The following is a 13,228-nucleotide window of genomic DNA, read 5'->3' as shown; positions in this document are numbered from 1 at the left end:
ACCGCTCCGCTCCGCTCCGAGGGCGAACGGAAACCTGTTGCGGACGGCAACGATTCGGACGAGATCACCGGCCCGCAAACGGTGGTGGACATGCCACGATCCGCCACGACCCGAATTTTCGAGCAGCACCGCGATCCGCCATTGACCGCCGTCCGGCTCGCCACACAACGAGTAGTGACGGATCAGCCCCTCGGCCAACTCGACCTCAAGATGAGAACCGGGCTCCCAACCAGGCAATCGCGATCCGTCCACGGCTTCCAGCAGCACCTCCACGATCCGATCGGCCGCCTGGCGGACACCGGCCACTCGCGTCATCGTTGACTCTGCATTCACGCGACCACGATGCCCAGCGCCGACCACATTGCGTACGGACGACCGCCGCAACCCTCGACCGCCGACTCCAACATCTGTAGGGAACCCGCTGTCGACGGGGCCAGCCGGGCGGAGAGCGTCGTGGCTGGGCGGAAATGAATCTCGCACGGCAAGCCGGCCAATTCACACCACACGGGTCCTAGCCCCTGCTCGCTGGACTCACCCAGGGGTCGCTAGAAGGCGCGGCGGGAGATCAGTGAGTCGCTGAGCCCAGGACTCGTCCAGTGAGTTGATCCTGGTGAAGATGTTTGCTGTCGTCTGCACGCCGAAGTTCCTCGCCCTGCGGGCTGGCTGCTCGGGTTCGAGGCGAATCCACCGAGCGCAGGCGTAGATCCGCCTCGCCTCGCCAGAGGCTCATGGTTGGCCGCGGTTCTGAGTGCGTGTACAACCGAGGAGCGATGTCCACTCCCGTAGCCGGCGTACGGCAAGTGTCAGGTCCCGATGGAATGCGAGTGGATCTGAAGGAGCCGCGTCGTCCTGGAAGCAGTACTCCCAGAAGGTGCGCAAGGCTGAAAGCTCTTCAACGACAGCGCCGTGTGCATTCCAGCAGAGCGGAATGACCTTGTGATCCATGCCGTAGCGGTCGGCGACCCATTTCACCCAGTCGGCGAGCCGCTCCAGTTCATCGGACACTGAGTCGGCGTCCAGGTCCCGCCAGCGGACTACGAACGGGTCAGTCGGAGGCAAGCCGAGCGATCTGCCTAGTTCGTCGTAGTTCATGGGAGGTCGGTGGAGCGGGCGATGCTGAGGCGGATGGCGTCGGCGTCGTGGCGGGCAGTCCAGGGGGTCATGTTGAGGAGGATGGGTGGGGCGGTGCGGGCTAGAAGAATGCCTGTGCCGAAGGGGAGGGTGCGGATGACGTCGGGCGGGAGGATGGGCAGGCGCCGGGTGCTGGTGGAGGTGGTGCGGCCGCCGTCGGGGCCCTTGCTCCAGTTGCGGATTTCTTCGTCGCGTTCGCCGCAGACGGCGGCGAGGTCTTGGAGGTCTCGGGGTTGGGCGGAGCCGCCGAGGATGAGGCGGAGGGTGGCGGCGTCCCACATGGCCGCGGCGGCTTGCTCGCCCCAGCGTTCACGGGCTTGGGCCAGGGACTGGATGACGACATGGGTCGAGATACCGGTGCCGCCGCCGTCTGCCATGAGTGATGGCAGGGACGGTACGGCGCAGAGGTTGGCGATCTCGTCGAAGACGAGCGCTAGGGGTGGTTCGAGTCGGCCGCCGGGGTTGTGGGCGGCTTGTTGGCGAGCTGATTCGGTGATGTCTTCGAGGAGGGCGGCGATGAAGGCTGAGGTGGCGGATGCGCCGGCTCCGGTGCCGAGGAGGTAGATGGTGCCGCAGTCACGGATGAAGCTTGCCGGGTCGAGGCCTTCGCCGGGTGGTGGGTCGAAGGATCGGCGTACGGCGGGGTCGGCGAGGGCGGACAGGGCGGAGCGGACGCCGGCCCAGATGGCGTCGCGGGTGCGGCCGTCCATGCGGACGATGCCGTCGAGGGTGTCGCCCCAGCCTTCGGCGGCGTCGGTGGAGCGGTTGAGGATGCCGACGGCTTCGATGGCGGAGGCGGGTTCGAGGCTCCAGCGGTAGAGCTGGCCGATGCCGGTGTCGTCGAGCGCGGCGGCGTGCAGGAGGCCGCGCAGGGCCATTTCGGTCTGGCCGTGCCAGAACGCGGCGTCGCTGACGTTGCCCTTGGCGAAGCCTGCTCCGGCGGCCAGGCCGCTGGCGCGGACGATGGCGGTGGTGGGGTTTTCGCATCCGCGCACGGGTGACCAGCGGATGCCTTCGACCCGGCCGAGGCCTTGTGGGTCGAACACTGCGACTGGTCCGATTGCGCGGCGTAGCTCGAGGGTTGCGGCGAGGTTGTCGGGACGGGTTGAGGTGGTGACGACGGCGCCTGGTGCGTCGATGATCGCGCCGATGATCTGGTGCAGGCCCTTGCCGGAGCGCGGTGGGCCGACGTCGATCCTGGAGTCTTCGACCGACGCCCAGCACTCACGCCTACGCGCGTGGCCAAGGAGTGTGCCTGCGGCGTACGGCGAGCTGGCACGGGCTTGTGGCCGCGCGGATCGGCCTCGGCGGATCACCTGAGCGCGGCCTACGGCAGCTTCGATCTCGCTTCGACCGGCGAGCCCAGGGCGCGCGGCCACAACCCGAGCGCGGTTGGCCGTCGACGCCTTGCGGTTCTGCCATATCCGCGTTCCGGCGTACGCGACGGCCAGCGGCGTCGCAAGCAGGACAGCGAAGATGCACCAGTACGTCACGGGGCCGAACTCAGCAGCTGACAGTCCGAACGCGGCTGCAGGGTCGTCCGCGTGGACGGGGACTCGCAGGGCGTCGATCCATGGTGTGGAGACCCAGTGGCCGGTGGTACCGAGGCTCGCGAGGCCACCGGCCAGGTAGAGGACGCCAGCGAACGCGAAGGCGACTGCGCCGGCGATGAAGATGGTGTCGGTCAGGTCGTGACCGGATCGTTGGTTCAACGGGTTCACATCCGGGCGTCGGTGTCGAAGAGCTCGACCTCGCGGGCGTGGCGGATCAGCTGGACGACGAACGAGCGACTAGGCAACCGCCACAGAGCACGTCCCTTCGGGAGCTTCGCAATCGTGGCGATCTCGACATCGGTCAACCCGAGCAGGCTCGCCGTTCGGCCCAGCTGGTCGGACTCTTGTCGGAGCATGATGCGGGTTGAGCAGTCGGCGAGGAGTCCTTCGGCGAGTGCGCGTGCTTCGGAGCCCATGTCACCGACAGCGGCTAGGTCGGACAGGCGGTGGACGATGAGGATGTTCGAGACGCCCCAGGCGCGTGAGAGTTTCCACTGTTCCTGCATCCGGCGCAGGAGTGCCTGGTCTCGCATGACGCGCCAGCCCTCGTCGTACACGATGTAGCGGTTGCCGCCGGCCGGGTCGGCGACCGCGGCTTCCAGCCAGGAGGAAGCGCAGGCCAGGGTCAGCCGGAGCGCCTGGTCGTCGCCGCCGCTGCTCAGCCACGACGAGTCCAACGTGACCATCGGCAGGCTGGGATCGAACTCGGTGGTCGACGGCCCGTCGAACATGCCCGACAGGTCGCCGTGGACCAGTCGCCGGATCGCGTGAGCGACCTCGCGGCCGTCATTCACCAAGCTCGCAGTCTTCAAGCCGGCGCGTTCGGCATGACGCGGATCAGGTGTGAACAGGGCAACGACGACGTCAGGGATCGTCGGACTCGGGTTCTGTACCGAGACGACCTCGAGTGCGAGATCCAGTGCGGTGTGCTCGACTGCGACCAGTGGCCGGCCGAGGGTGGATTCGGCGAGCGTGCCGAGTAGTGCCCGTCGGCGGGACCAGACGATGCGTGCCCACTCGTCGGCGTCGACGGTGCTCGGCTGTCGGCCGGCGTCGAGTGGGTTGAGCCGGGTCGGTAGTCCGGGGCCGAGCTTGATCGTTGCGCCGCCCATCGCCTCCGCCACGGAGGTCCACTCCCCCTTCGGGTCACACGGCACGTAGGCCTTGTGGCCGAGGGCGAGCGAACGGGTGATCAGCGCCTTGGCTGTCGATGACTTCCCGCTGCCGATAACTCCAGCGAGGAGCACGTTGGGGTTGGTGATGAGACGGTCCTGATAGAGGACCCAAGGGTCGTAGACGAAAGACCCGCCGCTGAAGACGTCGGATCCGATGTAGGTGCCTTGGGCCCCTATGCCGCCTTCGGCCAGGAACGGGTAGGCCACCTGCAGGATCCGCGTGGTCGCCCGGTGCTTGTCGACCAGCAACCGCCGGCCACTCCCCCGCCCCGAGGCGGCTTCCATGGCCTCCGGCGTCTTCCGCCTAGCTGGTTCATCGGTGCGGGTACGGCGGTTGGCTCGTCGGGTTGCCCGGTCGGTTCCGTCTGGTTCGTAGTACGCGGATTGCTGCTTCATTCAGAGTCCGATCCCGAACGGTAGGGCCGCGGCCATGAACCCATCGAGCTGCTGCCCGACAAGGCGCCGTACGTCGATGAACGACTGCGTGGCGGCGATCTCGATCTCCATGCACGCGTCGTCGAGTGCTTCCTCGGTGTCGCCGGACACCACGACCAGGCCGAGCCAGCGCACATCCCCGTGCCCCGCGGCCAGGTCACGTTCGCGCTGCGCGACGTCCGCGTCGAGCTGGCGGTCTTCCTCGGTCTCCAGCTGCCCGATCCTGGATCGCGTCATCCGGTCGGTGACGCGCTCGACCTGGTGTCGGCGGGCGTCGCGCAGTGCTTTCGCCATCGGGATCGGCTGCAGCACGAGGCTGAATGTCCGCCGGATCCCCGGCCGCAGCAGCAACGGCCCGAGAAACGACGGCGCCGCACGGACACGCGGCCACTCGGTGACGACGTACACACGATGCAGCGACGAGTCCGTGCGGAGCTGATCCCAGCTCTCGTCGACCGCAAGCGGTCCGGCGTCCGCGGCTTCCATCGCCGCCGAGGACGGGATCGTGCGTGTCGCCGCCGGATCGAACGCAACCCGCAGGCTCATTGCGAGTTCCTTGGCGGAGAGCCAGACACCGGCGACGCCTGCGGCTGCGAGTGCGGTTTGGAAGGCGCGTGCTTCGGATTCGAGTACGGCGGTCGCTCCGAGGATGCCGCCGCCGTGCTTGCGGACCTCGCGTGAGACCGCGTCCAGGTTGATCGCGAAGCTGAAAAGCGTCTCGTGTCGCGCCGCGGCCGGAGCTGCCTGCTTGAGCAGGTCGGTGTAGATCGCTCCGGCCGGCGTGGCCGGATCCACCTGCCGCTGCTTGGCCCACGCTGTCAGCTCGTCACCCGGGTCCGGCAAGGTCCGCTCGAGGATCTGGGCGCGGGCGATCCGGTTGCTCTGGCACAGTCCCGCGATCAGTTGCCCGTACGCCGTGACCCGGCGATCCTGCTCGTCGGAGTTCTGCAGCAGGTGAGCAGGCCCTTCGATCTTCGCGACCGCGATCAGCCGACGGCGCCGAGGATCGTGCACCAGGCCGATACCCGAATTGGTCGTCAGCATCCGCAATACGCCGCCCTCACCAGGCAGCTGCAGCCGGCCATGCTCGCGCGGTGCCAGCACATCGGCGCGGAAGGACTTCTTCCGCAGCAGATGCAGGAACCGCAGCGCCAGCCAACGGTGCAGCGGAATCTCTTCTGCTCGCAGGAACGCCACCGCGATACAGCTCGAGGCCAGAGCCACGCAGGTCACCATCGCGACCGGTACCAGCTGGTTGATCAGTGCCAAGGTGACGATGAGAACTGCGGCCAGGACGAGGATCACCTGGATCGGCCGCAGACCCAGTAGTACGGCGCTGCGGTCTGGCCGTGGGAAGCGTGTCGCCAGCGAGGTACTCATCGTCGGTCGCCTCCTTCGGACTCACCTGCGGTGTCTGACACCTGGGTCGCCTCTCCTGCCGCGACCGAGACTTGGCTGCTGGCGACCGCAGTCGCGGAGCTGCCTGCATCAGGAGGCGGAGGTGTCGGCGCGTTAGGGACGCTCGACGTGTTCTCGACAACAACAACGTCGGGTCCAGCAGCGGGCGTGAAGTCAGAGTGACCGTCGTCAGACGAGGTCTTGTCGGTGCTTTCGTCGTCGCGCCCGACAACTGGTGCGGGGCCGCTGTCACTGGATCCGCCGAAGTGAGAAGCCGCGAACTGCTGAGCCTGATCCGCTCGCTGCTTCAACGCAGAGGCACCCGCAGATCCGTGCTGCACCAGCTGAATCGCCGTACCGGCGTGGTCACCGGCCCAGTGCACGAACGAGTACGTCGCAATGGGCGCGAACGCCGCCATCGCGAAGAGAAGGACGCCGGCCAGGAAGGTCCCGAGGTTCGGGTCGCCGTCGTCTCCCACGTTGCCGATCGCCGAGAGGCCGAGCGTGAAGATCATGGCCATCGCGATCTTGGAGAACAACAGCGCCGCGACGATCTCGATCCACCGCCGCAGCCAGTGCCGGGTCGCCGACCAGGTCCAGCTGGCCATCGCGACCGGCGCGAAGACCACGAAGGCGATCAGCGCGACCTCACGCAGCAGCATGACCAGGTAGAGCCCGATGACGGCCAGGAGGCCTAGGACCACGGCGATGATGAGTGAGCCACCCAGCGTGGGGATGGCCTGCAGAGCGGTGATGTTGACCATCCGCTTGAGTGCCGTCATGGTCGACGTACTGCCACCAAGGATGCCGACCGAGAGCTGGTCGACAACCCGGCCGAGCCCGGCGACCACAGCGACCGCGAACGGTACTCCGGCCGTCCCAATCACCGCGCCGATCACGGCCTGCCCGAGCCGGCCAGGCTCTCGCCGGATGGCGGCCGACAGGCACTGGAAGATGAACATGCCGACCAGCAGCGGCAGCGTGATCACGATCATCAGATCGAGGTTGCTGCGCCACCACTCCTGATCGAACCGCGGCGAGGTACTCTCACTGAACGAAGTGAAGACATAGGTCGTCAGGTCGGTCAGACCGCGGGCCATCCAGTCGACGAACGAGGCCCACATGGAGTCGGCCGCGCTCTGGGCAGCGCCAGCGGCTACGCAGGCGCTTGGGTTGATGAGGCATTCGATCCAGCTCACGGCGGTCAGCCGATCTGGATGCCGCTGAAGAAGCGGACCAGAGCGTTGGCCGAGCTGATCAGGATCGTCGCTCCGAGCGCGACGACGAAGCCGAACTTGCCCTTGCTGGCATAGCCGGCGTTGCCGTTGATGCTCCCCAGCGCCCACGCCGCGGCAGACACGATGAGGACGGCGACGCAGACGACCAGTCCGAAGGGCTGCAGTGCTCCGATCATGTGACGGAAGGCCTGCAGGCCAGGCAGACCGTCGGTATTGGGTGTGACTCCAGGGTCTTGCAGATCGATGATGATGTGGCTGAACACGAGAGGTCCTTTGGTCATGAGTAGATAGGGGGCGCCCACCCGAGGTAGGCCGCGTGCCACTTGGATTCGACGAGGCCGAAGTCGACGAGGTAGACACCGCCCTCGCCAGGGAAGTCGTCGCCGATGTCGTTCGAGACGATGCGGCCCTCGCCGACGTACACGGCGACATGGCCGAAGACGCCGCCGGTGTCCCAGAAGACGAGCGCACCGACAGGCGGCTTCCGATCGCGGTGCGCGTTGCCGGAGACAACCATCTGCCGCCACTGCTCAGCGGCCGAGTAGTAGCCCGAGTGCGGCCGTCCCCAGATGTTGGACGCCAGCCGGGCGCACAGCTGGTAGTAGCCATGGCCACCCACCAGCCGCAACGCCCGCGCCACAGCCTCATCCGCACCCGGCAGCGAACCGGAATCCACTCCGGCCGGCGCCCGGCAGCTGGCCGGGAGCGCGTCTGTCGGTGTCGAGATGCAGGTGTCGCTGCCGCTGGCTGCCACAGCCAGCGGCGCGACCAGCCCGATGCCGCTGGTCAGCAGCGCACCAGCCAAGACGAGTTTGATGATCACGTCGTCGTCTCGGGCGAGGCTGACCAGAACTTGCAGGTGTAGACACAGACCACGCTGACCGCCGCGATGCGCTCGACAGTTTTCGTCTCCGGGCCTAGGACCACGCTCTGCTTGCCCCGCACCACATAGGCCTGCCAGCCCTGCGGCAAACCGTGATTCTCCTTCAGCTTCGACAACTCCGGCGTGGTCTCAGCGGTGATGTCCGCGACGGTTGCGCGCGCCTTCCACGCCTCGAGCTGCTGCCACTCCCCCAGCCCAGGCAGCATGCTGCGGGCAACTTCCCCGCTCGTGCTCGTCGCACCCGCGAACATGTTGATGCCACCGACCCAGTCCGAATAGCTGTGCCGGCTCGCGTCATAGGTCCAGATCGCCCGCGCGAACGCAATCGCATACTCATGCGGATCAGCGGTCACCGGCACCCGCCACTGCTCGAGCGGCGCCCGCGTCACCTGCACGTTGTCACCAGGCACAGCCGGACCGACCGGGGTCGCCGTCGGCCTCTGACCGCACCCGGCAACCAGCAGGACCAGTACGGTGCCGAGCACCAGTACGGCGGGGATCACGACCTTGGATCGGATCGAGTGGTTCACGTTGTTTCCTCTTCTCTTGGGGACTTCAGTACGGCGCAGCCAGGCGAACCCGAGCGCGGCCAGCGGCCGCGGCAGGATCCAGACCGCGCTCAGGACGTGCAGCCAGAACCTGAACTGCGCGCGGTAGTACCGAACGAGCCAGTTGTGGCGGGGTACTGCGGTGTGGTTGTGCGTCATGACGGGCATCAACGGATTAGCCCGGGAGACTTTTTTGGTCAGGCGGCTCGGAGCTGGCCCAGACCGACCAGTCGGCGGTGGCCGAGGCGCCCGCCTCGCCCGAAAAACCGAAGGTCACGGCCGGCAGCAGCCCAGACCCAGCGTCGTACGTCGGAATCTTCGAAAACCTCCGCCGGAGGCTGCCCGCTCGCCAGCCGGGCCAACGCCGACGGTCTACCGGCCCCTCCGCGCAACAGCCAACTGAGCGCTTCGGCTTGCTCACCCGTGGCACCGACTCGCCGTAGGCGCACGACGATTGCTGCGCGGTAGTACGGCGGCCCGTCGGCCGCCGTGCGGATCAGGTTCCGAGCCGTGGCAGCGGATAGCCCTTTGCGCTCTAACTCGTCGACGATCTGATCGAGGTGGTGCCCGAGCCAGGGCACCTCCACCTCACGCTCCGGTGGCTCAGTTCGCAGCGAGAGCCGGTGCCTGCGGACCAGTTCGGTGCGCAGGATGTCCGTCAGGCGCCACCTCACCAATGTGCCGAGGTAACCCCACGACAGACCACGCTTCGGCGGGTTCGCTGCCAGCTCACGACACCTCTCCCAGGCGATCACCCGAGCAAGCTGCCGAGCTTCGTCGTACCCGAGGACCGCGCGGAACCTGCCCGACAGCGGTGCCACGATCCGCTCCTCGATCCCCTCGGCAAGCCGCCTGGACGGTCCCTCCGCCCAGTCCGAATCCGCCGCGTCGGCGATGAGTACCTCCAACTCGTCGTTCATCGAGTCACTCCATCCCGGGGGAAGGAGGAGCGGATCGCTCCGGCTCCTCTCGTCGTACTGCCGTGCCACAAATCTGGTGGCGGCGGGGCGAACTCAGAACCTGGAATACGAGATCAAGGAGTCCTGGAATTGCCTGGTCCCTCAGCCAGGACGTCCCCGCCCCAGCCGGTCGGTTTCCTCGCTGTGCTCCGTCCTGATCCAGAACGCACAGGTGTCAGGACCTCCCGCGACACGACAGCCACCTCAAGGTCCAAGCGTTCGGACAGTCGCGCGATCTGTTGTGCGACCTGGGCCGACGGCAACTGCCTGACGAACGGTGCAACAGCTCGTAGAGCGTTGACCTGACCGCTCAGGTGGTCGAGAACCGGAGCCCACTTCGCGAGCTCGACGTCGATCGCGAACTCGGCCAGCGGAACTGCGGAGTCCAAGCACTCGAGCAGCCGTGCGGGGGAGCGCTGGAACAACTTCGCCGGGTCATGGCCGTCCGGTAGCGCGGCCGCCTGGACTGCGCCGAACACCCCGTCCAACGCATTCAGACCGCGTACGGCGCCCAGCCGGCCGCCTAGGTCAGGATCGAATGCCATCACGATCTTGTTGGCCGGCGACAGCTGTCTGATCGTCAACGCATGCTGGCGTGTGACCGCCGTACCGCAGATCGCGATCCCAGCCCAGCGACTGCCGAGCTGATCTACCGCGAGGGCATCCATCACTCCCTCGACCAGCACAGGCGTCGCGCCACGCAGCAGCTTCCCGCACTGCGCCACCAGCCCAACCGTGGCCTCCGACTTGCAGTAGATCTCCGTCGTCGGACTGTTCAGATATCGCACCAATCCGCCGCGAGCACGCCCGACAAACCCGGCTACCTCCATGTCGGCGTTCTCGGCGGCAAACATGAGCCGATCGCGGAAGCGATCGATCAGATACCCGTTTATCGTCGGTGCCGCGAGGCCAGCAGTCACCAGGCTCTCGTCGGTGAAGCCCGCTTTGCGGAGGTGATCGGTCAGGCCAGTCCAGCTAGCCGGCGCATATCCGATTCCCCACGCAGGGTCGCCCAACGCCGCGGCCAGACCGCGATCGCGCAGGTGCACGGATGCCCAGCCGTCCGGCCTGCTGCCCAGTTGCCGCTGATAGAACTCCAAGGCTTGCCGATGCATCTCCAGCGTTACGTTCCGCATGGCTCATCCCAGCCCCGGTCCCTGCGCCGGAGGATCGAGATCCTCGGCGTGCAGAGTCCCGGCTCGGCCCTCGCTGACCTTGTAGGTGATCAGCGGACGGGGACCCGACAGAAGATCCTGCAGCTCAGCTTTCGCTCCTCCGCGCATGACCGCGCTTGCCATCCCCATCGACATCTCGACCGCACGCACGCGATCAAAGAAGAGCGCGAGATCGAACACATAGCCTGCGGCCTGATGGCGGGAGGGTTCGTCTCCGCTCAGGACGACTATCGCCTTGTCGGTCCGGCTGTACCGCCGCACGATCCGCGCCTGAGCCGTCGATAGCCCGCCTCCGCAGACAGGAATTCCAGCCCATTGCCCGCCCACCTCGCGACTCAACGCAGTCACCGCGATGGCATCCATCGGATCATCCACGATGACTGCGACCGCGCCACCCGCTAGCAGATCCAGTTGCTCCTCGATCCCTAACAGGACATTGGATGGCCGATGAATGGCACTGACTGGGCTGACAGACTTCGCCTGTCCGTCCTGGCCGATGGCGATGAATCCGACCGGTGATAGCCGATGGTCACGCGCCACCAGCATCAACCGATCCCGATGGCGGTCAATGGCCTCGCCGCCTGCCGTCCACTCCATAAGGCCCGCCTGGATCAACGTCGAGTGACTGAAGCCCTCCGCATGCAGATGGTCGGTGAGACTCGTCCAGGTGTCCGGCGCGTAGCCGACCTTCCAGTCCGTGTTGATCGTCAACACCGACTCCGCACCGCGGGCCTTCAAGTACTCCGTCTGCCAACCGCCCCGCGTACGCAGCAACTCACGCCGATAGAACCGCGCCGCCGCCGCATTTGCCTCAAGCAACCGTCGCCGCTCCTTGAGCGACAACATGTACCCCGGTTCACTCACGAAACCTCCAACATCGCTGTCGTGCATGACAGCTACGAAGGTGGATTCGTCGTACCGACTTCAGAACCCGGATCACGAAATCCAGGACTTACGGAGTATCGATCCCGCGCTGCAACTCGGTCTCCGCCTCCAGACGCGCGACGGAATCCTGCCGCCAAGCCCTTGTACGCCGAGCGGACCTTGCCGGAGCCTCATCCGTCCAGTCGAACCACAACCCCTCGGACCGAGCCAACCGCGCCCCAGTCGAGTCAATCGCGGCATCGAGCAGCTCAATCAGACGCGCAATCCTCCAACTCGCCGACCGATCAGACGTTGTGTCCGGCTGCACACCACCCACGAAATCCATGACTCGAACATCGCCAGTAGCCAGTGGAGCCGGAACCCGGATTACCAGTTCCAGGACTCGCCCGCCCTTACAGCGAGAGTCCGGGACCCTCCTCAGGAGAAGTCCCTTGCACCCCGACGTCGACTCGAGTCGGGCGAACGTGAACCGGCGCAGCCCTCGATTCCAGATGCCGCTCAGCAGCTCCCGCCAACCGGCCAGCCACCGTCACGACCCGGCCTCCCAACGCATCGACCATCCGCGCCGGCGGCCTGTGACCGACCACCGAAGCGACGGCCGACAGTCGCTCAGCAGTCCGCCGGTCAACGACACAGCCATACCTTGCAAGTACGGCGTACGCGACGGACTCGGCCTCCAACTCCATCAGACCATGACAGCGCGAACCACTCGACAGCTTGTGCATCCGCAGATGAGCAAGCTCATGCGCAATGCGCCCAGCCGCTCCGTGAGGATCGAGACTCGGACTCAGCACGATCTGCCGCCGACGCCGATCCGCCCGCGAAACGAACCCCTCAGTCGACTCACCCCAGCGAACGCCATACCCGAGCTCGCCAGCAACCTTCGCCAAGGCGTACATGACCTCGACAGCACTCACGGCCGCTGGCAACGCAACATTTCGACCGTCGGTCTGAGAGATATCCCAGACCGTCCTCACATCATGCCGCCTACTCGCACCCCGAGGACCCGCAGTCCTCTCCTTCGGAGTCATGATCCGAATCCCCGCCTCACCACGAGCCACCCTGCGCCCCTGCTCCTCCCACAGCTCGCGGCCATCAACCCACGTTGCCTCAGGCATCTGCATCCGGATCAGAACCACATTCCTGAACGACTGGTCCCGCAACACCGACGCCGCATCCAGCCAACGAACCCACCGCCCCGTCGATATCCGACCACCCACCTCAGCCTCGAACACCCGCCGAAGATCGTCACCACTCACCCGCAACCGACTCATCACGCCTCCCGTAGTCCTCGTCGGAAGGACTCAACGGGATTCGCCGGCCGTTTTTCGAGCCGACCGCATGAGCGTGAGGGGCAGAGTTCACCGGCTTCAGAGCCGACTACGACCCAGACCTTCCGGGGCGTCTCCTGGTACGCCGGCCTTCGAGGCGGCGGTCGGGCCACTAGACCTGCCCGGCGCCGCGGGATCGGCGGAAGGCAGGTGGCCGTCGGTCGATCAGGTACTCCGCGTAGACATTGTTCAGGGCCGCCTCGCTGAGGGCGATCACCGTCATCGCTCCTGGCAACGCCATAACGCACGCCCGATGGCCGAGAGTACGCCCGTGTTGCCTACTCCCCGATGTACGAGGACCGCGAGCACGGCCGCAAAGTCAGACATCCCGACACAGATGGCAGCCAGACGCCAGAGAAGACGCCGGATGGTGCCTTGAGTTCCCGGGTGATCGGGAAACATCTCGGCCTGAGCCTAGAAGTGGTGTTTAGGAAGCCGCCCGCGCCCAGCGGGCGAACACGGTCGACGCGATCCACCATGCAGAGACCCGGCCGAAGAGGGGGCGGCACGATCTCCG

12 protein-coding genes are annotated in these 13,228 nt (G+C 66.5%); all 12 read right to left on the bottom strand.

The window, feature by feature from the left end:
• Positions 1–726 precede the first annotated feature (726 nt).
• The 12 genes from ACFVWG_RS20835 to ACFVWG_RS20780 all read right to left on the bottom strand — a co-directional run bounded on the left by ACFVWG_RS20835 (position 727) and on the right by ACFVWG_RS20780 (position 12,297).
• Positions 727–1,092, bottom strand: a complete 366-nt coding sequence (locus tag ACFVWG_RS20835; protein ID WP_391544981.1) for a hypothetical protein — start codon at positions 1,090–1,092, stop codon at positions 727–729.
• Entirely contained in the window at positions 1,089–2,843 is a 1,755-nt protein-coding gene (locus ACFVWG_RS20830; RefSeq protein WP_391544980.1) for a type IV secretory system conjugative DNA transfer family protein, read from the bottom strand. Before ACFVWG_RS20830 ends, ACFVWG_RS20835 begins: the two co-directional genes overlap by 4 nt.
• A gap of 5 nt (positions 2,844–2,848) precedes the next feature.
• On the bottom strand, positions 2,849–4,255 hold the full coding sequence (locus tag ACFVWG_RS20825; RefSeq protein ID WP_391544979.1) for an ATP-binding protein: 1,407 nt from the start codon (positions 4,253–4,255) through the stop codon (positions 2,849–2,851).
• Positions 4,256–5,674, bottom strand: a complete 1,419-nt coding sequence (locus tag ACFVWG_RS20820; protein ID WP_391544978.1) for an SCO6880 family protein — start codon at positions 5,672–5,674, stop codon at positions 4,256–4,258.
• Entirely contained in the window at positions 5,671–6,891 is a 1,221-nt protein-coding gene (locus tag ACFVWG_RS20815) for a hypothetical protein (protein WP_391544977.1), read from the bottom strand. The genes ACFVWG_RS20820 and ACFVWG_RS20815 overlap by 4 nt, the downstream gene beginning before the upstream one ends.
• Before the next feature lie 5 nt (positions 6,892–6,896).
• A complete protein-coding gene (locus ACFVWG_RS20810; RefSeq protein WP_391544976.1) occupies positions 6,897–7,211 on the bottom strand; it encodes a DUF6112 family protein in 315 nt (104 codons plus the stop codon).
• Positions 7,208–7,753 (bottom strand): CHAP domain-containing protein, encoded by a 546-nt coding sequence (locus ACFVWG_RS20805; RefSeq protein WP_391544975.1) that lies wholly within the window; start codon positions 7,751–7,753, stop codon positions 7,208–7,210. The genes ACFVWG_RS20810 and ACFVWG_RS20805 overlap by 4 nt, the downstream gene beginning before the upstream one ends.
• A complete protein-coding gene (locus ACFVWG_RS20800) occupies positions 7,750–8,529 on the bottom strand; it encodes a hypothetical protein (protein WP_391544974.1) in 780 nt (259 codons plus the stop codon). Before ACFVWG_RS20800 ends, ACFVWG_RS20805 begins: the two co-directional genes overlap by 4 nt.
• A 29-nt stretch (positions 8,530–8,558) precedes the next feature.
• Positions 8,559–9,281 carry a hypothetical protein gene (locus ACFVWG_RS20795; protein ID WP_391544973.1) on the bottom strand — a complete coding sequence of 241 codons (723 nt, stop codon included), beginning with the start codon at positions 9,279–9,281 and terminating at the stop codon, positions 8,559–8,561.
• Positions 9,282–9,394: 113 nt separating this feature from the next.
• Entirely contained in the window at positions 9,395–10,456 is a 1,062-nt protein-coding gene (locus ACFVWG_RS20790) for a toprim domain-containing protein (protein ID WP_391544972.1), read from the bottom strand.
• Between the two features lie 3 nt (positions 10,457–10,459).
• Positions 10,460–11,359 carry a hypothetical protein gene (locus ACFVWG_RS20785; RefSeq protein ID WP_391544971.1) on the bottom strand — a complete coding sequence of 300 codons (900 nt, stop codon included), beginning with the start codon at positions 11,357–11,359 and terminating at the stop codon, positions 10,460–10,462.
• 413 nt (positions 11,360–11,772) lie between these two features.
• Positions 11,773–12,297: an ImmA/IrrE family metallo-endopeptidase gene (locus ACFVWG_RS20780; protein WP_391544970.1), complete on the bottom strand. Its 525-nt coding sequence runs from the start codon at positions 12,295–12,297 to the stop codon at positions 11,773–11,775.
• Between the last annotated feature and the right edge of the window lie 931 nt (positions 12,298–13,228).

This window comes from Kribbella sp. NPDC058245 (assembly GCF_042882005.1).
Classification (GTDB): domain Bacteria; phylum Actinomycetota; class Actinomycetes; order Propionibacteriales; family Kribbellaceae; genus Kribbella.
The sequence above is the reverse complement of the archived record's forward strand: the minus strand, read 5'-3'. Positions and strand labels throughout refer to the sequence as shown.

Coding starts and splice junctions, on each gene's coding strand:
- ACFVWG_RS20835 (WP_391544981.1), bottom strand. CDS start 1,092: ATGAACTACGACGAACTAGGCAGATCGCTCGGCTTGCCTCCGACTGAC.
- ACFVWG_RS20825 (WP_391544979.1), bottom strand. CDS start 4,255: ATGAAGCAGCAATCCGCGTACTACGAACCAGACGGAACCGACCGGGCA.
- ACFVWG_RS20820 (WP_391544978.1), bottom strand. CDS start 5,674: ATGAGTACCTCGCTGGCGACACGCTTCCCACGGCCAGACCGCAGCGCC.
- ACFVWG_RS20810 (WP_391544976.1), bottom strand. CDS start 7,211: ATGACCAAAGGACCTCTCGTGTTCAGCCACATCATCATCGATCTGCAA.
- ACFVWG_RS20800 (WP_391544974.1), bottom strand. CDS start 8,529: ATGCCCGTCATGACGCACAACCACACCGCAGTACCCCGCCACAACTGG.
- ACFVWG_RS20795 (WP_391544973.1), bottom strand. CDS start 9,281: ATGAACGACGAGTTGGAGGTACTCATCGCCGACGCGGCGGATTCGGAC.
- ACFVWG_RS20790 (WP_391544972.1), bottom strand. CDS start 10,456: ATGCGGAACGTAACGCTGGAGATGCATCGGCAAGCCTTGGAGTTCTAT.